Genomic DNA, 19963 nt, shown 5'->3' with positions numbered 1-19963 from the left:
TCTTATCGGAGGTCAGCTAGTATGACGCAAATCGAGCATCCCGATATAACTCACGCAATACGAACGGGCTATGACCGTGAAACCTGGCGCAATATCCATAACGCAAAGCCAACGGAATCAGCGCCGAGAGATTACTACGGAGACATTATCGACTTAGCGAACGATCATTACGTTGTGATTCCGACAGGCTATAAGATATTGCACCGCAATCTGCAGCGTTATTTAGAGGATAAGAAAGGCTTCGAGTTTAATTACGTTTTTGGCGATTAGGAGACGATATGATGTTTCGAGTATTAGAACGGCGTATATTGAGCGTTCACATGGACGGTAAGCATAGCTACCAACATTCGCTAATCGGAATGGCTGAAACGTTGGAACAGGCGGAGGAACTTCGAATAATGCGTCATAAACGTAGAGGAACGCCGTTGGCTGAAATTACTATCGAGGAGGTCGAAGAATGAACGGACAACAAGCACAACAAATCGAGAAAGAGGCGCAGAACATGCCGTTAGAAATCGGATTTAAACGTTTATCAGATAACGCAATATTGCCGACAAAGGCGCACGTTACAGACAGTGGATTTGATTTATTCGCAGCACAAGACGTTATCATTGCGCCAGGCGAAACGGTAGTTGTTCCGACTGATATTGCGGTACAACTTCCGCAAGGATACGAAGCACAAGTACGACCACGATCAGGAATTACGAGTAAGACGAAATTACGTGTGCAGCTCGGAACTATCGACGAATCGTATCGTGGGAATATCGGAATTATTGTCGATAATATTAATCCGAAAACTGGCCGAGAAACTATCGGATACCATTCGCTGGTGATTTCAGACGCAATCGTGCGAGCCAATCGTTTGGTTAAGTATGGTACGTATCGTATTGAAAAAGGAACGAAAATAGCGCAGTTAGTAGTACAGCCGATTCCTGCGACAGTTGCCGTTGAGATTACGGGAGAGTTGGCAGAGACTGACCGCGGAGTAAACGGTTGGGGGAGTTCGGGAGTATGATTACTGTAAAAATAACTACCGCAGAATATCGACTAATTAGAAGCGCCTTAGAGACAGAATACTATCACGCAAAAGATGAAGGTAATTCTACTGTACAAAAGCGTATCACAGCGCTAGAAAAGAAATTATCGAAGGAGGAACAAAATGACGCAAATTGAACGCAAAATAACGTTATTAGCACATACGCAATTGAGTGCAGAATTTCAACACACGTTAAGATTAGACGGGGATGCTGAAATTTATCAGCGATATTTACGTGACGACATATCGGACGGTCAAGCAGTCGCGCTTACAGCAATTCGGACGTGCTATTCACCGGGCAAACCTAGCGAAATTGTCGCTAAAGAAGGCGCTCGCTATTTCGGCAAGAAAGCGACAGATGGCGGTAAAGGTACGGACGCTGACCGTCTAATCCGCATGATTCAATCATCGGGCCACACGTCCACTCTCGAGCACCTTTCGTACACATTCGCAGTGGAAGGCGTCAGTCGAGCGTTACTTGCTCAGTTAACACGCCATCGCGTAGGTTTCTCATTTAGCGTACAGTCGCAACGATATGTTAAATTCGGTAGCGACGATCGTAGTGGCGGATTTGATTATGTCGTGCCGGATACGGTTAAAGCGAAAGATTCGCCGTTTGCCGAATTAGATTACGGAGGCACAACGACTCATTACGATAGTGGTGCGGAACTATTTGAAGAAGCGATATTACACGCTCAACATTTTTACGATAAATTACGCTCAATCGGAGTACCAGCCGAAGATTGTCGCGCAGTCCTACCGAATGCTGCAGCGTGCAATCTCGTATTAACCGTAAACTTACGTGCACTACTCGACTTCTACGCTAAACGGAAAGCCGGACGGGGTGCGCAGTCTGAAATTGCAGGACTGGCGGAGGACTTACGTAAAGCTGTCGAAACGGTCGAGCCTTGGACGTCGCAACTGTTTGAGGCGGTGTGATATGCGTTTAATCCTCGTTAAAATCCTATGCGCAATATTCTGCGTTCCAGTTTATCCGTTAGTAATGTTTGCTGAATGGTACGAAAAACGAACGTCATATGGCGGTAAGTTTAGCTTCAAAAGCGCGTCTGCAGACTACCGGCAAGACGTTAAAGAAACGCTATTGTACAAGAGGGTGACGAAATGACGATACTAAAACGCATCCTACTCGCTTTATTACTAGCATTAACGTTATTCATTAACGCACATAAGCCGTCCGACCACGAACACTTAGCGGAATCTCCCACCGAAAGGTTAGTACCGTACGTTAGCGGATATGACGCAATATACACGCAATACCTCGGAAATGTACGCCAGCAAGCCGAGACAGCACGTAGAGTCAAACGTAAGCAAGCGTTAGAGGAAGCGCAGAAATTATATGACGCTAAAATTGCAGAGGAACAGCGCAAAGTAATGCAACAAAAGCGGATTAGTAGGAGCAATAACGTTAAACTGACGCAATTCACGATGATAGCTACGCATTATACAGCACGCTGCGATGGATGCTCCGGCATTACTGCGACCGGCATCGATGTGACACGCACTATTTACGAAAATGGACTTCGAGTAATTGCGGTTGATCCGCGAGTGATTCCATTAGGCTCGATAGTTCGCGTCGAATATGCTGATGGAACAACGTTTAAGGCGATTGCAGGCGATGTTGGCGGCGCTATTAAGAACCGCAGAATTGACGTGCTAGTTGCGTCAGAGAACGAGGCTTATAGACTAGGAAAACAATCGGTAACAGTAACGATACTTAAAAACGGAAAGGGACGATGATATATGGCAAAAGCGCAGAAAGGCGATTTGATTCGGATTGTTTCAGTACCAAAGGATTGGTCGTATGGAATTGGCGGAATTTACGAGGTGATTAGTATCTCAAAGGACGGCTATCCTCGATTTTATATTGATGATACTGAGGAGGTATATTACGCTTACCCAGGACAATACGAGATTCATCGTAAAGCTGGTGAAGAATCCGAGCAAGATACTGTAAACTCGCCTCAACACTATTCGCAAGGACGCTTTGAAACGATTGAGATTATCGAGGAGATTACGCAAGGCTATGACGACGGTTACATCGCTTATTGCATAGGCAATGCATTGAAATACCTTGCTAGAGCGCCATTTAAGCACGGTGTGCCAACGGAGGACATCGGTAAAGCAGCGAAATATATCGAGTTTGCATTAGCGCGATTACAGACGCAGGAATGACGCAATTGAATAGCAAAAAGCCTATCCTCCGGAATTATCCGTTGAGATAGGCGAGTTTTCTCGTTTTATTGACGGAAGATAACGACATTACCGCTAAGTGACGCAGTATCAGCGTAAAATGTCTTACCTTCGTACTTATCTAGCTTAAATTGGCGGAATAACTTCGCTGCAGTGACGTCTTTCTTCGCACTAACGAAGTAGCCCGCGGAGCGCATTTCCTCGCTAAGTGACGGCGCAGTCGGTTTAACGACAGCAAACGCCTTTTCCGCAGGATTGAACGCAATAAGGACGCGAGAGCGAGGCTTGATGCCTAGCTGCGATAGTACGTCGCCTTTCAAATATAGTCGATTACGCTTACCTACGTAAATCTGCGACATACCTTTATTTGGAACAAACGTAAAGCCAGCGAGTAATTGCGCTTCTTCATCGTCAAACTCCGCAGTAGGTACTGGCTTAAAGTGATATTCGAGTGAGCGATCAAGCTCCGCACAATATGCGTCAGCTTCGCCAGGCTCGTCTATGGTAATCATCGGATAAAGTTCGTTATTAAATTCGATGCCTGCGACGTAAGTATCTGCGACAGATTCGCAATATGAGCGTGCAGATTCGTCTATTATAGGCAGTAAATCTTCAAGCGTATAAAATTTCGCAACAGTCATGCGTAACACCTCCGTTTATTAGCGTTAAATTTACGTTATTTATTACGGTAAGTATATCAGATTAGAAACGCAAAATCAACGCAAAAGAAAAGGAGTGATAGGATGATTAATAATTTATTAAACGACGTTCATAAAGGAGATAACGTAAACTTCATGCGCGGCTTACCGGCTGCGTCAATTGATTTGACGGTCACTAGTCCTCCTTACGATGATTTAAGAACGTACAACGGATATAGGTTTGACTTTGAATCTGTGGCTAACGAGCTATTCCGTATTACAAAACCGGGAGGAATTGTTGTATGGGTAGTTGGTGATAAGACTGATAAAGGATCCGAAACGTTGACTTCGTTTAAGCAAGCACTGTATTTTAAGGAAATTGGATTTAACATGCACGATACGATGATTTGGAGGAAGATGTCTCCGTTTCAGCATAAAAATCGATATATCGCTGATTTCGAGTACATGTTCGTGTTATCTAAGGGAAAGCCGAAAGTAGCAAATCTAATTCGCGATAGAAAAAATAAGCACGCAGGCACTAAGGTTCATGGAACACTACGTCAGCCTGACGGTAGTTTTAAAGAGCCTGTAGGGAAACGTTTAGGACGTACCATCAAAGAATACGGTGCTCGCACCAATGTATGGGAGATACCTGCAGAATCAACAAATAGAACAGGGCATCCAGCAGTATTCCCAGAAAGACTAGCGCACGATCATATCCTATCGTGGTCGGATCCTGGCGACATAGTGTTCGACTGCTTTGCAGGATCCGGAACAACTCTCAAAATGGCGCTAATGTCTGATAGGAGATATTTGGGTGTAGATGTATCGGAAGAATATGTGGAAATCGCTAGACAACGTATTATTGACGCCAAACAAACGCTAGAGGAGACGGAATAATGAAAAGAAAATCAACCGCAAAAGCAATATTATCGAACTTACACGCATTAAAGGAACGCCGTTATGTCGGAGATTTAGACGCAAGCGACACGCTAATCGACTTTGAGCGAGCGTTTGCCTTGGCGAAATTAACGAAAAGGCAGTCGGAGGCTATTCGGCTGGTATATGACGTAGGATTGACGCAAAAGCAAGCTGCGGCAGAAATGGGTGTAGCTCGCGAAGTGATTACGGAGCATATTCGCAAGGCTACCGAGGAGCTAGACGAAGTATACGAAATGTGGGCGTGGATGGACGGAGAATTGACGGTAGAGGATTTCGCAGAGGAAACGGAGGAAGTGGCATGAACTACGTAGATGATTTACGCAATGAAATCGAAGCAATTCGCAAGGAAACGCGAGCAGGCTTATTGCCGCGCGAGCAGCGCCTTATCCGCATACAGAAGGCGAGCGATCAGTACGCGCTAGCTCACGCTACACAATACGAAAGAGAGCGTCGATTAGCCGAAGAAAAGGGCACAGAGCGCCCATTGCGACAGTATGACGCTAAGTTACTAGAACAATTGGCGAATCTAGCGCTACATGAGGAACTAACCGATAAGTCGCAATATAAGGTCCGCGAGGAGGAATATCCGTTCCTTAGCGACATGCAGATGGCTAGGCGGACAGAGGGCGCACATGAACGGAATACTGGCGTGCAAAAAGGCGAAGCCCCGTTCATAAATGCGGAAACTATCGCAACAAATGGGCGAAATTACGCCGTTCCGAAGCGTAGAAAGCGCTCGATCCACGAAGATTTGCTACGGGATGAACAGGCGATGATTCGCAACAAGGAAAGACGACGCAAATATAACGAATTTACTGCGGTGCAGCCAGTTATAACCTACATTATGGGCGAGTTTGTATCCTAGTTATTAGGAACCGCTATTTAGGGAAGTAAGAGGCGTAGTTTGATGATTGCTACTGCACCCATTCCGAACTATGACGAACAAGCTCCGGACAATACAGCGCCATATCGAGCGTTTTACTACTGACCAAGAGGTCTGCCGGAGTTGTATCGTTTTTTATTATTCGCTCGGTAAACACATGTGACGGGTAATTGCTGCGCAAGCATAATGTTCCGCACGCCGAGTCGTTTTATATTGACGTTAAATTAACGCAAAGGGGATTTGTAGAATGATTAACGAACAATTACCGAAAGTAGATACGGATAAAGTAGTACTTTTAACTAATTTAATCCATGCCGCATTATGCGAGGTAATGGATCACGGAGATTTTCCAGAGCAATTTAAAGGCGTTGAGTTTGAATTAGCGACTATATGTGCGCTCAAGACTTGGCAACGAACATGTTTCGACTTTAGCCCTCCTTATAAATTGTGGTTTCCGGAGGCGGAAGCGAATTTTGATCGATTTATGAAACAAGTTAATTCGGAGGTTAAATCGAATGAATAGTTATTACTACGCATACTCACCAAACTTATATCGATATTTAAAATCGTTAGGATTCCGCTATATCTGTACGGGATTAAACGAAAGCACGATGCGTCAGTTTTGGCAATATGAAAGAACGCCGGAATTAAGTGCAGCTCTTACGTCATACGCGGAGAATAAGCCGTCTAAGTAGGCGATAGGAGGTTAAGTAGAATGACGATAAATCAAACGAAGCAAGGCGGACTACCATACGAATTAAATCACGGATTTACGCAGATTCCAAACGCAGTTATGCGACATTATCAGTATTACCCGAAATTTAACGGAAGTACAGCGCTTGTGTACGGCTATCTATTATCGCAATACAACGCAGATTATGGATACGCATTTCCTACGCATATTCAGATTGCACAGGCGGTCAATATGACGGAGAAAACAGCGCGGGGACATATTCGTTTATTGCAGGAAGTCGGACTAATCGTAGTGACAGAGAACGGGCGATTCGGAAATCATACGTATACATTTACGAAGCCTATCGAAATAGCCGAGGAATTTTACGCTAAGTATCCGCTAGCAGCAGAATGTAAACGTAAATCTGACGCTACATGGGCGAAGATAATTCCGGATAAGGTTGCGAGGAAAGGTGAATTGACGAAAGTAAGCGAAGATACTGACGCAGAATTAGCGGATTGGATATAGACGTCCGGTAATTATTACCGTTACGTCCGGTAGTTTTTACCGTACCATCCGGTAATAATTACTCCGTATATATACTTACTTATTAATACTTACGTATAAAGACTTACTATTACGCTCATTTGCTTGCGCAAATAATCGTATCTATTTTCATTTATATATCTTAGCGTAATATCTTTTAAAGACTACAATAAACAATTACAGCGTCCGGTAAAAACTACCGGTCGTTATTTAACGTAGAAAGGAGAGCGATATAAATGGCGAAACTAAACGATAAGCAATACGCAGCTATTGCGATATTATCACAGCCGAAACGGGGCGGACTTACTTACGACCAGGTTGCGGAGCAAATAGGTGTTAGTCGTACGACATTAACGAATTGGCGTAAGCAAGACGATTTTAATGAAGAATTAAAGCGTGAGATTATGCGTAGAACAATCGATAGATTACCGGAGATTATGGACGCTATTCCGGATATTATTATAAACGAAGGAAATGCAGCGATGTTTAGGACGTTATTACAAGCGCAAGGTTTATTAACGGATAAAGTCGAGGTATCCACGCAAGGTAATACGGAAGATATTGACGCAATTAAAGCTAAGTTAGAGGCGCTACGTGGCAAGCAGTCATAAATACCGCATTTAATAGTAGAAACTCTAGTGGGCAGTTTACGCAACTGTACGTATGATGTAATTTTATCGGGCAGACGCTCGAAATGGACGCGCACCTCAAACACTTTGAGCAGATGATCGCCATATATTCCATTATCATAACTATGTAGTTTTGACAAAGCTAATCCAACATGATAAGATAGCGCTATAAACGTTATCATAACTAATTATCATAAGTGGAGGCGGAATATATGACGAAATACGGCTACGGGCGAGTATCTACTATTACGCAGGAATTAGAAGTGCAGATACAAGCGTTACAAGACGAGAATTGTGACGTAATACTAACGGAGAAGTTTACGGGCACCACTACTAGACGTCCGGTATTTGACGAGCTTATGTCGAGAATACAAGCAGGAGATACGCTAGTAGTGACGAAGCTGGACCGCCTGGCACGTAACACCAAAGAGGGCATAGAGGTAATAGAGCACCTATTCTCTATGGACGTGAAGGTGTATGTACTAAACGTAGGGCTACTGGAGAATACGACGATGGGGCGATTCTTCCTCACTACCCTATTAGCGGTGGCGGAGATGGAACGCAACTTAATAGTTGAACGTATGCAAGAAGGTAAGGCGATAGCAAAGCAGCGTGAGGATTTCCGAGAGGGTAGACCGAAGAAGTTCGATAAGAAGCATTTAGATAACGCGATGAAGTTACTCGGAAGCAATAGTTATAAAGAAGTTGAAGCAACAACAGGAATTTCAGTCGCAACTTTAGCGCGAGAAAGAAGAAAGCGAAAAGAAAATAAACTTATTAACGATTGAGCAAATTCGCTTGATCGTTTTTTATTGCGTAAATTTCGTAATCCCCCAAGCCCGTTTTTGGCAAACCGCTGTTCTGACGCTGAATAAGTCGGCGTACCAAAAATTCACTTTGACTTTGCGGAACAGCAACGCAATATCTATCGCCTTTAATTCGCTTTACTAACACAGCCTATACGCCGGTTAACTCAACAAGACGATAGATTGTAAGGTACGCACAAACAAACGCTAAATCAACGCAATTACAAAAGGAATACATAACGAAGCAACTGCGAAAGGAGGCGCTACTATGGCGTGGATAGATGGTAGGTGGTTAGCACGCGAAGAACGTGCAGCATTAATCAGCGTTTATGACGAATACCTCGATAAGCTAGACGAAGATTACCCGACAGACGACGACAAAATAGCTGCTGGAATTTTCGCAGAGTACGCAGATTCGTACGAAAGGCGTAATAGGTTAGAACGTATACATCACTGTGAACTCGATACATTAGCGTTCGACATCGAATATTTCAGCGAAGCTAAGAATCCGGGCAATGCCGGCAACTGGGACGGATTTACGATTACTGATGCGTCAGAATCGCCGCAATTCCACCGCGAAATAACTGACATACTTAACGTCGTATCTACCGATAAGGTAAACGCTAAGATTGCCGTCGCAGCGCCGCGTTCTCACGCTAAATCAACGTATTTAACGAAAGGTTTTCCGTTGCACCAGGTCGTTTACCGATTACGTAAATACATCATCATCATATCGGAAACGCCGTCAGTATCCGGGCCTAACCTCGAATGGCTCGCTACACAGCTTAAACATAACGAAAAGTTACGCCAGGATTTCGGTCCATTATTATCGCCTCGTCAGCAAGAGAACGATAAGGATAATAGTTCGGAGTTTATCGCATGGCAACCGACAAAAGACGGAGGCAAACGCCAGTTAACAAAGGTTGAGGCAGCATCGACAGGGCAAGCGCTACGAGGACGAAATTGGCAAGGTGTTCGTCCGGATTTAATCGTATGTGACGACTTAGAGGACGCTAAAACAAACGCAGCAACTCCGGAACAACGGGCTAAATTGCGTGATTGGTTCGCTTCGGTAGTTATGCCGTTAGGTGATCCGAAAGGCGCTAAGACTGCCGTTGTTTATATGGGAACGGCTGTAGCGTTGGACTGCTTATTGCTGAATATCTTGTATAAGCGTTCAGATTTCGAATCAAAAGTATATCGAGCGATAATCGATCCGCCAGTTAACGAACATCTTTGGGAGCAATGCCGAGAGATATACGTAGATTTCGATAATCCTAATCGTGCTGCAGACGCGGAATCGTTTTATAAAACGAATAAAGACGCTATGGACGAAGGAGTTCGCGTACTGTGGCAAGAGTTTCAGCCGATATGGAAGTTGATGACGTGGAAATGGAACAACGGCTCTAAAGCGTTCAATACCGAATATATGAACAACCCAATTGACGAAGAATCTCGCGTATTTGCTCCGGAGAACTTCGTATATTGGGACGACGCAGAGCCGAATAAGACGTTTCCTCGCAGTGATTACGTCATTACGATGGGTATTGACTTTGCGATGGGTAAATCCAAAGGAGATTTCAGTGCGGTAATCACGACAGCTACAGAGCGCAAGAGCGGTGTACATTACATCATTGACGCGTATGGTGCTCGTATTACGCCGGATAAATTCTTGGATGTGATAAGTGATAAAGTACGCGAATATACACCAGACGCAATAGCTGCAGAAAGTGTGGCCGCACAGGAATTTTTTGTGGACGTGTTAAGAGAACAATTAGCTCATGAAGGGTATCCAGCTCATGCTCGAGTTAAGAAGATAAACAACAGGTCACGCAAAGAACTCCGAATTGAATCGATGTTACCCGATATTGAGAGCGGCAAAATCAGATTTAAGCGAGGGCATTCACTTTTACTAGAGCAATTAGAGCGCTATGGACAAGGAGCAGCAGATGATTTGCCTGATGGTATGGAGATGTCTATTCGTGTGAGCAAGAACGCAAAGCGCGAATTAATACAAAAACCTGCGTGGCTTTAAAATCGCTACAAGAGGGGTGTATGAATGAAAATTACAGGCACGACGCTGATAGGATTATTTTGTAAAGGTTGCGGTCAACATACACAGAAGAATGTTAAATATTTAAGACGCAGGCTCCGCGGTGGTAAAACAGATTTTTATTGTAGCCGACGCTGTGCGGATAGTGCTCATTCACTTAATATGAAGGGCGAAGGCAATCCGAATTTTGAAGGTAGGTTTCATGGGCAACTTGTAACGGAATGGAGCGATGAAAAGAGACGGGCAGCAATCGAAAAGATGAAGCATACGTTTAAAGTAAGGGGCACAGTTTCTGGTGCTAATAACCCTAGATGGGCTGGCGGATTACAGAAACATGACTGTGTGATTTGCGGAAAAGAGTCGGAGTATAGACCTTACATACACCGTAAAATTTTAGCTAAAGAGCAATCGCCAACATGCAGTCAACAGTGCGCTATTGCTTTAGGACGTAGAAGTATTGTACAAGAACGTACGTCAATTGAAATTAAAATGGCGGAAGAATTAGAGGCGAGAGAAATTGAATATATCGAACAATATAATCTAGGCGATAAATTCCGCTTAGATTTTTTATTGCCTAAATACAGCATAGTAATTGAATGCGACGGGGATTACTGGCACACGTTACCAGACGTAGTAAAGCGAGATAAATCTAAAAATGCGTACATTAAAGCATGTGGTTATTCATTGTATCGCTTTTGGGAACGTGAAATTAACTTAGATATTAAAGCGTGTGTTGATAAAGTATTCGCGGAAATTAACGCAAAGGAGGCGATAATAAAGTGGCAATATGGAGTAAATTAGGACGTAAAACCGACGCAGAAATGAACGAAGTCGGAACCGTCACATATACGTATGACACCTTCAAGCCAGGCGAACAATTTCCGCCAGATAACGCTATTGAACGAATTGCAAAGTACCGACGCATGAAAAAGTTATATGACGGAAAGCAAGCCGAACTATATGACCGCGCTACGTCGTTATTAAAAGATACTCCGCACGCAAAACAGTTACAAACGTTATATATCGCAGTGAATATCGCTGACATTATAACGACTAAGCCTGCGGATTTACTTGTAGGTGAGCCGCCAATCTTCGATAGCGGACTGGCCGATGATACGGAGCAGCAAGTGGCGATTAATTCCTACGTTGAGGAAAACGACTTAGTTAAACTCATTCACGAATCAGCGCTAGCTAACGGATACCGTGGAGACTCATGGATTAAGGTTCGTTATGACTACCGTCAAGACTATAGCGCACTAACATCGAGAGGATGGCCAATTCCGGAAGATACCGAAATGGAACCGATCATCGAGCACGTTGCTGCAGACTGCGTGTTTCCGCAAACAAGCGACGGTAACGTTAAGAAATTCAAGTCGATAGTTATCGCAAGTGTCGAATGGGTAGTGTCGCAAAAGGAAGATATTCCGTACTTAAACGTCGAGCATCACCTTCCTGGCTATATCATAAACGAACGCTACAAGCTCACAACGTACGAAGGCGGAGTAGATAGTTCTTACGGATACGCGGTGCAGCTATTTAAAATCGCAGAAAAAGTCGGCGAAAGCAACGTAGTAGCAACGGGAGTTCCGCATTTACTGGTCCACCATATCCCGTATAAATCTACGGACGATCAGTGGGAAGGTAAGGGGACGTTAGAAGCATTAGAGACGATATTAATTGCGATTAACGACCGCCTTGCACAGCTAGATTACGTTCTTTGGAAACACAGCGATCCGACAGCGTACGGTCCCGAACTTGGCAGTAGTGGAAATTCCGCAAGATTGACTGGCGCATATATTCCGGTCACTAACGAAGATAAAACGCCGGGCTATATGACGTGGGACGGCCAATTAAACAGCGCATTTAAAGAGCTTGAAACGTTAATCGGAATGGCATTTCAAATCGCAGAGACTCCGCAATGGTTATTCGGAACAGTGCTCGGCGACCAAAATAGCGGAGGCACAGGAACGTCACATACGGACGGCGCTGCGATTAAAGCTCGCTTCATGCCAATACTGACGAAGGTAGCGCGTATTAGAACGCATTACGACCGTGCTTTACGGGACGCTCTATATAACTGTCAGCTAATCGACATTGCTCACGGAGATAAAACGTTCGAGCCAGTTTACCCGGTAATTCAGTGGCAAGACGGACTTCCGCATAACGAAAAAGAGCAGGCGGAGATAATGGCGATACGTTCTGGCAATAAACCGACGATTGACCAGGCGACAGCAATTAAGCGCTTGGACGGATTGGACGATATACAAGCTGCGCAGATTATCGAAAGAATCGACGCAGACACAGAGCGCGAAGTCGGCACAGTAGACGCCTCCATCTATAACACGGAGGTAGACGAAGGGGCTGACGGCTAATGCGAGAAGCTCCGCAACCAAACTACGATTACGACGTAACTAAAGTAGTCAAAGCGTATGAACATGCGCTAAAAGACGTGCAGCGAGAAGTTAACGACTTATTTCTTACGGATTTCGAACGCGCACAGCTAATCGCTACAGAACGAAATATTCGTAACATATTATCCGACATGACCAAATTTAGCGATGAATGGGCTTCCGTCGCCGTATCTAAATCAGCAATTGAAGGCGTCGCATCGACGATTTATTCGCTAGGTCTTGCGCCAACATACGAAGATGCACTAAAGATTGCAAGATTTAACACGGTAAACAAACGTCTTGTAGCTGCAGCAATAGCCGATACACAGGCGGATTTACTTGCGGTTACTCAAAATATCGAGCGCCAGGCAAAGTTAGCTATTCGTAAAGCGACCGCAGAAGCTATGCGACATACACTTACACGCGGAAATAACGCAACACAGGATATTGCGAAAGAAATCCGTCAGCGAATTGTTCAAGCAACAGACGCAGCGATTATTGATGCGAAAGGCAACCGTTGGAAAGTCGGAAATTATGCTGACGTTGTAGCGCGAACAAATATGATGAATGCGCATCGTGAGGCGGGCATAAACGAAGCTCTTTCGGAAGGTTCGCTGTATGGCCGAATAAGTCGACACGGTGCTACAGACGCATGTCGTCAATACGAAGGTAAAATCGTTAAGCTAGTCGCAGAAGCTGACGGAGATTATCCGTATATTGGCGATATACCGCGTAGCAAGCTATTTCACCCTCGTTGTAAACATTTAGTGACGCCATTGCGCGATCCAAGTAAATACGAAGGAGGTTGATTATGTGAGATGGGCTGATATAGGCGGAAAGAAGGCGTTAATTTTCGATGAACTCCCCGCATTCTTATTCGTTTCAACTGATGGGACATTTCGAATGTCAAAGCTATATTTAGACGGAGAGTGGGATAGAAGCATTTACGGACTCACTGTCAACGGAGAAATGGACGGACTTGTAACTTATACCGCATCAAAATACGCATTATCAAAAAATGACGAAGTATTCAAGTGATTATTCCGCCTTACGAAATGGCAATAAACTTTCGGAATAGTCTACGAGGACTTAAAACACGGAGGTAATACGATGATTAAATATTTAAACGCATTTTTACCGCTTAATTTACAATTCTTCGCTGCAGAAGGCGAGCAAGAAGCGTCTGAAACGAATCCAGACGGACAATCATCCGCAGAAACACCAGTCGAATCATCTGACACGTCTACACAGAACGAAAAAACGTTCACACAATCGGAATTAGACGAAATTATTGCCGACCGTTTAAAACGAGCGACTAAAAAATTCGCTGATTATGACGAGTTAAAAGCGAAGGCTGACGAGTACGCTGCAGAACTAGAAGCGAAACGACAAGCCGAATTATCCGAAACGGAGCGCGCGCAGGAGATTGCGAAACAATTCGAGGAAGAAAAGAACGAACTAACGGCTCAACTCGAAGCCTTACGCAAGCAGTCCGAACAAGAACGTATCCGTAACGAATTTACGAAGGTAGCATCAAGCGCAAACATCGAATACATTGACGACGCTATTGCTCTCGCAGACTTATCCGCGGTAAGTATCGACGAGGACGGAAAAGTTGTCGGAATGGACGACGTTGTTAAAGCGCTTGTTGAAAATAAACCGTTCCTGGTGGCGAAGAAACAGAAGCAACCTATCGGAGCAGCTACAAACGGCGGTGGACAACAATATCACGATAAGCCAGCCGAACAAATATTAGAAGAACTTCGCAATAAGGCTCGTAAGAGTGGACGCATTGAGGATCGCGTAGCTTACGATAAAGCACGCAAACAGTACGGTAAGTAGTCGTTGACGTAAAGTTGACGGCTTTTTATATTGCGGAAAATCCGCACAACAATACAAATACACGGAGGTTTTACCTTTATGAAAACAAACGAATTTAACGCATTTTTACCATTAGACATTCAATTTTTCGCAGGCATCGATTCTACGCTAATCGTTGGTAAGCGCGAAGATGTAACCGAGAATACGTTATTGTTATCGCCACAAGAAGCGCCGATGCTCGACTTAGTAGGTTATGGCGAAGCAACTACGCAAGATGAAATCGTATGGTATGAGGATGAAACTTATGCAACGAAAACAACTGCGTCGGCAATTGCGACTGATTCAGCTACTTCTTTAACGGTTGCTGACGGTTCTATTTTCGAAGCCAAAACGGTAATTAAAGTTGGCGAGGAATTAATGTTAGTAACTGCAGTTGTAGAAAACGACTTAACGGTAACGCGAGGATATGCAGGCACAACAAAAGCAGCAGTCGCTGTCGGCGATAAAGTTGAGTTCCAATTCGTAGAAGGTGTTGAGGGTGCAGACGCACGTAAAGCTCGCTTTAAAAAGCGTTCACGACAAACTAACGTAACACAAATCTTCGACGGATCAATTACGATTACTGGCACGGCAGCAGCAGTGTCACAGCACGGTATCGACGATTTATATGCGTATGAAAAGGCGAAGAAAGAGAAAGAGTTAGCGCTACAACTTGAAAAGGCGGTAATTTCCGGCGTTAAATATACGTCAGAAAACGGCTTAGTTCGTCAAATGGGCGGCATTCGTCAATTCATCAAAACGAACGTATTACTTGGCGGCGGTGCAGCGATTGATACGGAGAAACTTAACGACGCGTTCCAAACAATCGCAGAAGCTACGGGCCAAAACGTTGGCGCGGGCTATAAGATTATCGTATCTCCGAAGCAAAAACGTGCTATCTCACGTATGGATGCTGACAAAATCAACTTAACACGTCAAGACAACGGCCGTGGTCAAGTAGTCGATTACTTTGTTGGCGACTTCGGCGAATCTGAAATCGTAGTAAACCCGAATTTAGAAGCCGACGAAATTTTCATCGTGGACATTGATCGCATTAAAATTCGCCCGTTACAGACTCGTCAATTTACACATGAGTATCTAGGTAAAACTGGCGATAATTACACTGGTGCTATCGTAGGCGAATATACGCTAGAGTTCCACGAAGAAAAAGCGCACGCTCGTATTAAAGGGCTGAAAAAGTAGTAGCGTAAGTGGCGGTCTTGCACCGCCTTTACCGCACTATTAACGCTAATTAATATGAAGGGAGCGCAACAATGGCAAAATACGAATCACGCTATAAATCGTTAGGATTTTATGTCAATGGAGAATTAAAGCGATTTAATAACGGCATTTATGCAACGGAAGATGTTGACGAAATGGCAGTGTTAGACGCAATCGCAGATGTGACTCGCATCGATTTAGATGAAAAACCGGAGGCAAAGCCCGCACCTAAGGCGCCAGCTAAACGTTCCGCCTCCGCTAAATAACACGGAGGTGAATTTAGATGACGCAATATGATGAATGGGGCGATCCAACAACGCCAAGCAATCCAGAAGAACTGCCAGTAATCGTAGGCGAATGGAATCTAACGGAAGCTACTTCGTACTGCCTTTATAATGCCGTCGATAACGAGGACTTTCTAGCGTCTGACACAATCGCACAGGTACGCTTCTTAAACGTCTCACAGCGCACTTTACGAAGGGCATTAAAAGGATACGTAATACCGATTGAGGCTACGTACTTATTTGCCTGCGTCCTTAACGCTAATTTCAACGATACGACAGTAATGGCCCAGCGAGGCGTTGCCGGATTTAGCGTAGATGGAATTTCATTTACGTTTAAGGATTGGGCGAAAAAGGAACTTGACGACTTAATTACAGACGACATACGCGACTTAATTGCAGAGGCTAATCCGGATGTTGATAGCAATAATGGACGCGTAAAGTGGGTGACGCTGTAATGGCGATTATTCCACTTAAACAAAAGGCGATTGTGCGTAAATACATCGCAGACAGTAACGACGGCTGGGCGACTGATGATTACGCATCACCGGTTGAATATGCAGTCAGAGCTACGGAACGCTTCGAGGTTGTCACGAATCAGCTCGGCGAAGAAGTTACAGCATCGCTTAAATTAATGTTCGATAAAATGCCCGACGTTGGATATGACGATATGTACTCGTATACAAACGAACTTGGACACACAATCGAGCGTAAGCCTATATCGATTAAATACACGCGGATGATTAACGGCAAAGCAACGTTGACATCCGTTTTTCTGTGAGGTGACGATATGGCAGGCGAATTTTATTTCGACTCAAACATAATGGCCCGAGCATTAGAACGGTCAATCGACGCTACTGCTCGCGGAATGTTAAACGGACTCACAGACGTTAAAAACGATTGGAAAGCAGAATCGGTAGATGCTGCGCCAATTGATACGAGCAATTTACGTCAACAAATAGCTGCGGAAGTATTTACGGAAGGTACTGGACCAGGCGTTGAGATTACTGCAAATGCTACACGTGGGTCAAGGCGATTTAACTACGCTTACTATATTCACGAAGAAGATGCAGGAGGCGCAAACGTAAACGGTGAGAAGAAATTCCTCGATAAGCCAGCGCAACAAAACCAGGAAAAATGGGCGAGATGGATTGAAGAGGAAATAGGGACGGAACTTAGAAGGGCGGGATGGTAGCCTATGGCGGACATAATCGGAGAAATTAATACAATTGGCGATTTACTGGCGACTGTGGGCGTCACTCGCTTTTATAAGCAGGACCTACCGAAAGTTTACGTCGCCAATACGATTGGGATTCGATGGCAAGGCGATAGCGACGAGGATTTTACGCAAGCAGCTTACGAAATTACTCGGACTTATCAAGTCATTTATTTCGGAAATAACGAGGTAGATTGTTTAAATAAAACGAAAGTAATTCGTTCGAAACTAAGCGATTACTTATCGAAAAAAGTACAAATTCGAGACTCTAACGATTTTATGACGTTTGAGTCTTTTTCTATGTCTGCGCCTTTTAAGACGGACGCAGACGGAGTTTATGCGGTTGTTGGTGTACTTAGCGTTTCGTTGCTTGAAGCCTATACGCAACCACATTACGAAAAAATGCAAGAAATTCACGCAGCTATTAACGAAGGAGGAATTTAATTATGGCGAATGGGGGAACGTGGGAGGCTACTTCCTTACCGGTACGTCCGGGACTTTACATTAACTTCCGCGACGCAGCTATCGCATCCATTGCGGGAGGCACTCGAGGGACAGTAGCAGTTCCGATATTTACGTACACTGGCGGAACAGCGGAGTCCGGCAAGTTCTACACAATTGAAACCGTTTCAGACGGTATCGAACTGGTTGGTAACGCAAATGCGACGCCGATTACTCGAATTTTACAAGGTGGCGCAAAAGAAGTGCTAGTTTACGCAGTGCCGGCAGTAGGCGAAGGTACAGCAACGCAGCAATACGCTAACCTACGCGACACATTTTCGGTTCAAGACTTCAACGTCTTTGTGTATCCGACTACGATTGACGCATCGGAGCAAACGGCGACTAAAGCGTGGGTAGAGAGTTGCCGTGAAGAAGGTAAGCACTTTATTTACGTAGCAGGCGGAGACGCCGCAAGTGACGCTGATATTACAGCAGGTAACGCACGCTCAATAATTCTAAAAGACCCGTATATTGTTAATCTCGTAACAGGCGTAGTCTTAGCGGATGGCACAGAAGTCCAATCAGCAGAGTATGCGCCTTTCATCGCTGGACTTATCGCAGGCACCCCGATTAATAAGTCGATAACTTATACGGAACTGCCAGTTGCTAACGTTACTTTACGACTTAAAAACTCGCAAGTTAACACGGCGTTAATTAGCGGATCACTTGTAATCATTAAAGACGGAAATAAAGTCCGGATTGAGCAAGGGATTACAACGGATTCTAACGCAGGTGAACGCGGTAAAATCCGTACAACTCGCGCTAAACAGGCAGTAGCATCGGACATCCCAGCGACTGCTCGCGACTCTTATATCGGTAAGGTCGACAATAATCCGAATGGGCAGGCTTCATTAATCGGAGCTATCAAAGGGTATCTCGAGCTAATGGAAACGGACAATGTTTTAATGAATCCGGAAGTTACGCTTGACCCTCGATTTAAGTCCGAAGGTGACAAAGTATTCTTAGCCGTTGCTTATACGGAAGTAGATAGCATGGAACGTATTTTCTTGACGATTACTGTTTAGTAGTCGTCTTTTTAACGCAAATATGACGCAGGAGGTAATAATTTATGGCAATGAACTCGACAACGGTAGCCAGCGGTTCCTACGGTAAATTGATTGTAGATGGCGAATGGGTTACTAACGTGTACGGCGTTGAGATTTCCGGAGAAGTTAACTACGAAGAAATTAAGCGTTCTGGGACGCGAGCTGTAGGACATAAAGCTATGAGCGTTTCTTATAGCGGAACAATCAAGTCGTATCACATGAATAACAATTTCACGAAAAAGATTCGCCAAATATCGGATGACACGAAAGGCGCTTATTTTACGGAATTAATTGTCGCAGTAGAGGACCCAGAAGCTAAAGATTTAGCTAGCGAAAAGATTCGGGTTAAAGGTGTTCAATTCACGAATATTCCAGTAATTAATTTTGAGCATGGAAGTCCTCTCGAACAAGAATTGCAGTTCGTTTGCGAAGGTTTCGAGGAAATCAAGATTTAGTATAACGCAATTATGACGCAAGAGTTTCGGCTCTTAGCGTCTTTTTAAATTCGAAAACTAACTCAACGGAGGTTTTATATATGGACGCATTACAAGCATTATTAGGCGCAAAGCCAGCAGCAGAAATCACAGAGAAAGTAAGAATCAAACGATTAGGTACTGAATTTACGATCAAGGCGCTTACTGGGGAGGATATCGATAAGATTCGAGATCAAGCAACGTATCCAGTTAAGAACGGTAAGAAAACAGAGTTAAAAGTTAACGAAGAAGAAGTAGCGCGATTACTTATCGTAAAGGCAGTAGTTGAGCCGAACTTCTCTAACGCTGACTTACTTAAACATTTCGGTGCAACGGACGAAGGAGAATGCGTGCAAAAGGCGCTATTGGCCGGCGAAATTTCTACGTTGCAGAATGAGATTTTATTGCTATCCGGATTTAATGACGAGGAAGAAATCGAAGAAGTAAAAAACTAATCAAGGCGGGCGGCGAGGCCTACTTGCTGCACCGCATATGGCAAGACAAGCACAAATTACCGCAGGAGATTTACACGCTAGATAGGCGATATAAAAACTTCAT

The 19963-nt window shown here is 44.3% G+C and carries 31 protein-coding genes; 30 read left to right on the top strand and 1 reads right to left on the bottom strand.

Annotated features, from left to right (window positions below; translation table 11 throughout):
- The first annotated feature begins 21 nt into the window (after positions 1–21).
- The 7 genes from ACIQXW_RS23645 (at position 22) to ACIQXW_RS23615 (ending at position 3229) form a co-directional block, all read left to right on the top strand.
- Entirely contained in the window at positions 22–270 is a 249-nt protein-coding gene (locus tag ACIQXW_RS23645) for a YqaI family protein (protein ID WP_402766190.1), read from the top strand.
- A gap of 11 nt (positions 271–281) precedes the next feature.
- A complete protein-coding gene (locus ACIQXW_RS23640; RefSeq protein WP_402766187.1) occupies positions 282–461 on the top strand; it encodes a hypothetical protein in 180 nt (59 codons plus the stop codon).
- Positions 458–1015 carry a dUTP diphosphatase gene (locus tag ACIQXW_RS23635; RefSeq protein ID WP_402766184.1) on the top strand — a complete coding sequence of 186 codons (558 nt, stop codon included), beginning with the start codon at positions 458–460 and terminating at the stop codon, positions 1013–1015. The genes ACIQXW_RS23640 and ACIQXW_RS23635 overlap by 4 nt, the downstream gene beginning before the upstream one ends.
- Complete coding sequence (locus tag ACIQXW_RS23630; RefSeq protein ID WP_402766181.1) at positions 1012–1173, top strand: hypothetical protein; 162 nt, start codon at positions 1012–1014, stop codon at positions 1171–1173. Before ACIQXW_RS23635 ends, ACIQXW_RS23630 begins: the two co-directional genes overlap by 4 nt.
- The gene (gene thyX / locus ACIQXW_RS23625; RefSeq protein WP_402766178.1) at positions 1160–1975 is read left to right on the top strand and encodes an FAD-dependent thymidylate synthase; all 816 of its coding nucleotides are present in this window, start codon (positions 1160–1162) and stop codon (positions 1973–1975) included. Before ACIQXW_RS23630 ends, thyX begins: the two co-directional genes overlap by 14 nt.
- Positions 1976–2158: 183 nt before the next feature.
- Complete coding sequence (locus tag ACIQXW_RS23620; RefSeq protein WP_402766176.1) at positions 2159–2794, top strand: 3D domain-containing protein; 636 nt, start codon at positions 2159–2161, stop codon at positions 2792–2794.
- 3 nt (positions 2795–2797) lie between these two features.
- On the top strand, positions 2798–3229 hold the full coding sequence (locus ACIQXW_RS23615; RefSeq protein ID WP_402766173.1) for a DUF3310 domain-containing protein: 432 nt from the start codon (positions 2798–2800) through the stop codon (positions 3227–3229).
- A gap of 65 nt (positions 3230–3294) precedes the next feature.
- On the opposite strand, the gene ACIQXW_RS23610 is transcribed toward ACIQXW_RS23615, so the two are convergent.
- Positions 3295–3888 carry a hypothetical protein gene (locus ACIQXW_RS23610; RefSeq protein WP_402766170.1) on the bottom strand — a complete coding sequence of 198 codons (594 nt, stop codon included), beginning with the start codon at positions 3886–3888 and terminating at the stop codon, positions 3295–3297.
- A 153-nt stretch (positions 3889–4041) separates the two neighbouring features.
- On the opposite strand from ACIQXW_RS23610, the gene ACIQXW_RS23605 reads away from it, so the two are divergent.
- The 23 genes from ACIQXW_RS23605 to ACIQXW_RS23495 all read left to right on the top strand — a co-directional run bounded on the left by ACIQXW_RS23605 (position 4042) and on the right by ACIQXW_RS23495 (position 19860).
- Positions 4042–4785, top strand: coding sequence for a DNA-methyltransferase (locus ACIQXW_RS23605; protein WP_402766167.1), 744 nt, complete (start codon positions 4042–4044; stop codon positions 4783–4785).
- Complete coding sequence (locus ACIQXW_RS23600) at positions 4785–5129, top strand: sigma factor-like helix-turn-helix DNA-binding protein (RefSeq protein ID WP_402766164.1); 345 nt, start codon at positions 4785–4787, stop codon at positions 5127–5129. The genes ACIQXW_RS23605 and ACIQXW_RS23600 overlap by 1 nt, the downstream gene beginning before the upstream one ends.
- Complete coding sequence (locus ACIQXW_RS23595; RefSeq protein ID WP_402766161.1) at positions 5126–5692, top strand: hypothetical protein; 567 nt, start codon at positions 5126–5128, stop codon at positions 5690–5692. Before ACIQXW_RS23600 ends, ACIQXW_RS23595 begins: the two co-directional genes overlap by 4 nt.
- Positions 5693–5957: 265 nt before the next feature.
- Positions 5958–6233: a hypothetical protein gene (locus tag ACIQXW_RS23590; RefSeq protein ID WP_402766158.1), complete on the top strand. Its 276-nt coding sequence runs from the start codon at positions 5958–5960 to the stop codon at positions 6231–6233.
- Positions 6226–6405 carry a DUF5659 domain-containing protein gene (locus ACIQXW_RS23585; RefSeq protein WP_402766155.1) on the top strand — a complete coding sequence of 60 codons (180 nt, stop codon included), beginning with the start codon at positions 6226–6228 and terminating at the stop codon, positions 6403–6405. Before ACIQXW_RS23590 ends, ACIQXW_RS23585 begins: the two co-directional genes overlap by 8 nt.
- Before the next feature lie 20 nt (positions 6406–6425).
- A complete protein-coding gene (locus tag ACIQXW_RS23580) occupies positions 6426–6911 on the top strand; it encodes a helix-turn-helix domain-containing protein (protein WP_402766152.1) in 486 nt (161 codons plus the stop codon).
- Positions 6912–7165: 254 nt separating this feature from the next.
- Complete coding sequence (locus tag ACIQXW_RS23575; RefSeq protein WP_402766150.1) at positions 7166–7540, top strand: phBC6A51 family helix-turn-helix protein; 375 nt, start codon at positions 7166–7168, stop codon at positions 7538–7540.
- 230 nt (positions 7541–7770) lie between these two features.
- Entirely contained in the window at positions 7771–8346 is a 576-nt protein-coding gene (locus ACIQXW_RS23570) for a recombinase family protein (protein WP_402766147.1), read from the top strand.
- Between the two features lie 706 nt (positions 8347–9052).
- Positions 9053–10399: a phage terminase large subunit gene (terL, locus tag ACIQXW_RS23565; protein ID WP_402766144.1), complete on the top strand. Its 1347-nt coding sequence runs from the start codon at positions 9053–9055 to the stop codon at positions 10397–10399.
- Positions 10400–10423: 24 nt separating this feature from the next.
- A complete protein-coding gene (locus tag ACIQXW_RS23560) occupies positions 10424–11218 on the top strand; it encodes an endonuclease domain-containing protein (RefSeq protein ID WP_402766141.1) in 795 nt (264 codons plus the stop codon).
- Positions 11197–12789: a phage portal protein gene (locus ACIQXW_RS23555; RefSeq protein ID WP_402766138.1), complete on the top strand. Its 1593-nt coding sequence runs from the start codon at positions 11197–11199 to the stop codon at positions 12787–12789. The genes ACIQXW_RS23560 and ACIQXW_RS23555 overlap by 22 nt, the downstream gene beginning before the upstream one ends.
- The gene (locus ACIQXW_RS23550) at positions 12789–13616 is read left to right on the top strand and encodes a phage minor capsid protein (protein WP_402766136.1); all 828 of its coding nucleotides are present in this window, start codon (positions 12789–12791) and stop codon (positions 13614–13616) included. Before ACIQXW_RS23555 ends, ACIQXW_RS23550 begins: the two co-directional genes overlap by 1 nt.
- Before the next feature lie 4 nt (positions 13617–13620).
- Positions 13621–13845: a hypothetical protein gene (locus ACIQXW_RS23545; RefSeq protein ID WP_402766133.1), complete on the top strand. Its 225-nt coding sequence runs from the start codon at positions 13621–13623 to the stop codon at positions 13843–13845.
- 72 nt (positions 13846–13917) lie between these two features.
- Entirely contained in the window at positions 13918–14649 is a 732-nt protein-coding gene (locus ACIQXW_RS23540) for a phage scaffolding protein (protein WP_402766131.1), read from the top strand.
- A gap of 78 nt (positions 14650–14727) precedes the next feature.
- Positions 14728–15870, top strand: coding sequence for an SU10 major capsid protein (locus ACIQXW_RS23535; RefSeq protein ID WP_402766128.1), 1143 nt, complete (start codon positions 14728–14730; stop codon positions 15868–15870).
- Between the two features lie 71 nt (positions 15871–15941).
- Positions 15942–16154 carry a hypothetical protein gene (locus tag ACIQXW_RS23530; protein ID WP_402766125.1) on the top strand — a complete coding sequence of 71 codons (213 nt, stop codon included), beginning with the start codon at positions 15942–15944 and terminating at the stop codon, positions 16152–16154.
- Positions 16155–16171: 17 nt separating this feature from the next.
- Complete coding sequence (locus ACIQXW_RS23525) at positions 16172–16627, top strand: hypothetical protein (RefSeq protein ID WP_402766123.1); 456 nt, start codon at positions 16172–16174, stop codon at positions 16625–16627.
- Entirely contained in the window at positions 16627–16950 is a 324-nt protein-coding gene (locus ACIQXW_RS23520; RefSeq protein WP_402766120.1) for a hypothetical protein, read from the top strand. The genes ACIQXW_RS23525 and ACIQXW_RS23520 overlap by 1 nt, the downstream gene beginning before the upstream one ends.
- A gap of 9 nt (positions 16951–16959) precedes the next feature.
- Positions 16960–17364 carry a hypothetical protein gene (locus ACIQXW_RS23515; protein WP_402766117.1) on the top strand — a complete coding sequence of 135 codons (405 nt, stop codon included), beginning with the start codon at positions 16960–16962 and terminating at the stop codon, positions 17362–17364.
- A 3-nt stretch (positions 17365–17367) separates the two neighbouring features.
- A complete protein-coding gene (locus tag ACIQXW_RS23510; protein WP_402766114.1) occupies positions 17368–17829 on the top strand; it encodes a hypothetical protein in 462 nt (153 codons plus the stop codon).
- A 2-nt stretch (positions 17830–17831) separates the two neighbouring features.
- Positions 17832–18911, top strand: a complete 1080-nt coding sequence (locus ACIQXW_RS23505) for a phage tail sheath subtilisin-like domain-containing protein (RefSeq protein ID WP_402766111.1) — start codon at positions 17832–17834, stop codon at positions 18909–18911.
- Positions 18912–18955: 44 nt separating this feature from the next.
- Positions 18956–19387, top strand: coding sequence for a phage tail tube protein (locus ACIQXW_RS23500; protein ID WP_402766108.1), 432 nt, complete (start codon positions 18956–18958; stop codon positions 19385–19387).
- Between the two features lie 80 nt (positions 19388–19467).
- Entirely contained in the window at positions 19468–19860 is a 393-nt protein-coding gene (locus ACIQXW_RS23495; RefSeq protein ID WP_402766106.1) for a phage tail assembly chaperone, read from the top strand.
- Positions 19861–19963 lie beyond the last annotated feature (103 nt).

The sequence above is a fragment of the Lysinibacillus sp. NPDC097162 genome (assembly GCF_044762185.1).
Lineage (GTDB): Bacteria > Bacillota > Bacilli > Bacillales_A > Planococcaceae > Lysinibacillus.
Note: the sequence above shows the minus strand (reverse complement) of the source record. Positions and strands in the feature narration are given on the sequence as shown.

What these genes read in the sequence shown, in the direction of transcription:
- ACIQXW_RS23645 (WP_402766190.1), top strand. Translation starts at nt 22, where the DNA reads ATGACGCAAATCGAGCATCCCGATATAACTCACGCAATACGAACGGGC.
- ACIQXW_RS23635 (WP_402766184.1), top strand. Translation starts at nt 458, where the DNA reads ATGAACGGACAACAAGCACAACAAATCGAGAAAGAGGCGCAGAACATG.
- ACIQXW_RS23540 (WP_402766131.1), top strand. Translation starts at nt 13,918, where the DNA reads ATGATTAAATATTTAAACGCATTTTTACCGCTTAATTTACAATTCTTC.
- ACIQXW_RS23585 (WP_402766155.1), top strand. Translation starts at nt 6,226, where the DNA reads ATGAATAGTTATTACTACGCATACTCACCAAACTTATATCGATATTTA.
- ACIQXW_RS23640 (WP_402766187.1), top strand. Translation starts at nt 282, where the DNA reads ATGTTTCGAGTATTAGAACGGCGTATATTGAGCGTTCACATGGACGGT.
- ACIQXW_RS23525 (WP_402766123.1), top strand. Translation starts at nt 16,172, where the DNA reads ATGACGCAATATGATGAATGGGGCGATCCAACAACGCCAAGCAATCCA.
- ACIQXW_RS23600 (WP_402766164.1), top strand. Translation starts at nt 4,785, where the DNA reads ATGAAAAGAAAATCAACCGCAAAAGCAATATTATCGAACTTACACGCA.
- ACIQXW_RS23570 (WP_402766147.1), top strand. Translation starts at nt 7,771, where the DNA reads ATGACGAAATACGGCTACGGGCGAGTATCTACTATTACGCAGGAATTA.
- ACIQXW_RS23515 (WP_402766117.1), top strand. Translation starts at nt 16,960, where the DNA reads ATGGCAGGCGAATTTTATTTCGACTCAAACATAATGGCCCGAGCATTA.
- ACIQXW_RS23605 (WP_402766167.1), top strand. Translation starts at nt 4,042, where the DNA reads ATGCGCGGCTTACCGGCTGCGTCAATTGATTTGACGGTCACTAGTCCT.
- ACIQXW_RS23510 (WP_402766114.1), top strand. Translation starts at nt 17,368, where the DNA reads ATGGCGGACATAATCGGAGAAATTAATACAATTGGCGATTTACTGGCG.
- ACIQXW_RS23580 (WP_402766152.1), top strand. Translation starts at nt 6,426, where the DNA reads ATGACGATAAATCAAACGAAGCAAGGCGGACTACCATACGAATTAAAT.
- ACIQXW_RS23550 (WP_402766136.1), top strand. Translation starts at nt 12,789, where the DNA reads ATGCGAGAAGCTCCGCAACCAAACTACGATTACGACGTAACTAAAGTA.
- ACIQXW_RS23615 (WP_402766173.1), top strand. Translation starts at nt 2,798, where the DNA reads ATGGCAAAAGCGCAGAAAGGCGATTTGATTCGGATTGTTTCAGTACCA.
- ACIQXW_RS23575 (WP_402766150.1), top strand. Translation starts at nt 7,166, where the DNA reads ATGGCGAAACTAAACGATAAGCAATACGCAGCTATTGCGATATTATCA.
- ACIQXW_RS23630 (WP_402766181.1), top strand. Translation starts at nt 1,012, where the DNA reads ATGATTACTGTAAAAATAACTACCGCAGAATATCGACTAATTAGAAGC.
- ACIQXW_RS23535 (WP_402766128.1), top strand. Translation starts at nt 14,728, where the DNA reads ATGAAAACAAACGAATTTAACGCATTTTTACCATTAGACATTCAATTT.
- ACIQXW_RS23620 (WP_402766176.1), top strand. Translation starts at nt 2,159, where the DNA reads ATGACGATACTAAAACGCATCCTACTCGCTTTATTACTAGCATTAACG.
- ACIQXW_RS23500 (WP_402766108.1), top strand. Translation starts at nt 18,956, where the DNA reads ATGGCAATGAACTCGACAACGGTAGCCAGCGGTTCCTACGGTAAATTG.
- ACIQXW_RS23560 (WP_402766141.1), top strand. Translation starts at nt 10,424, where the DNA reads ATGAAAATTACAGGCACGACGCTGATAGGATTATTTTGTAAAGGTTGC.
- ACIQXW_RS23595 (WP_402766161.1), top strand. Translation starts at nt 5,126, where the DNA reads ATGAACTACGTAGATGATTTACGCAATGAAATCGAAGCAATTCGCAAG.
- ACIQXW_RS23610 (WP_402766170.1), bottom strand. Translation starts at nt 3,888, where the DNA reads ATGACTGTTGCGAAATTTTATACGCTTGAAGATTTACTGCCTATAATA.
- ACIQXW_RS23495 (WP_402766106.1), top strand. Translation starts at nt 19,468, where the DNA reads ATGGACGCATTACAAGCATTATTAGGCGCAAAGCCAGCAGCAGAAATC.
- ACIQXW_RS23520 (WP_402766120.1), top strand. Translation starts at nt 16,627, where the DNA reads ATGGCGATTATTCCACTTAAACAAAAGGCGATTGTGCGTAAATACATC.
- ACIQXW_RS23530 (WP_402766125.1), top strand. Translation starts at nt 15,942, where the DNA reads ATGGCAAAATACGAATCACGCTATAAATCGTTAGGATTTTATGTCAAT.
- ACIQXW_RS23590 (WP_402766158.1), top strand. Translation starts at nt 5,958, where the DNA reads ATGATTAACGAACAATTACCGAAAGTAGATACGGATAAAGTAGTACTT.
- thyX (WP_402766178.1), top strand. Translation starts at nt 1,160, where the DNA reads ATGACGCAAATTGAACGCAAAATAACGTTATTAGCACATACGCAATTG.
- ACIQXW_RS23505 (WP_402766111.1), top strand. Translation starts at nt 17,832, where the DNA reads ATGGCGAATGGGGGAACGTGGGAGGCTACTTCCTTACCGGTACGTCCG.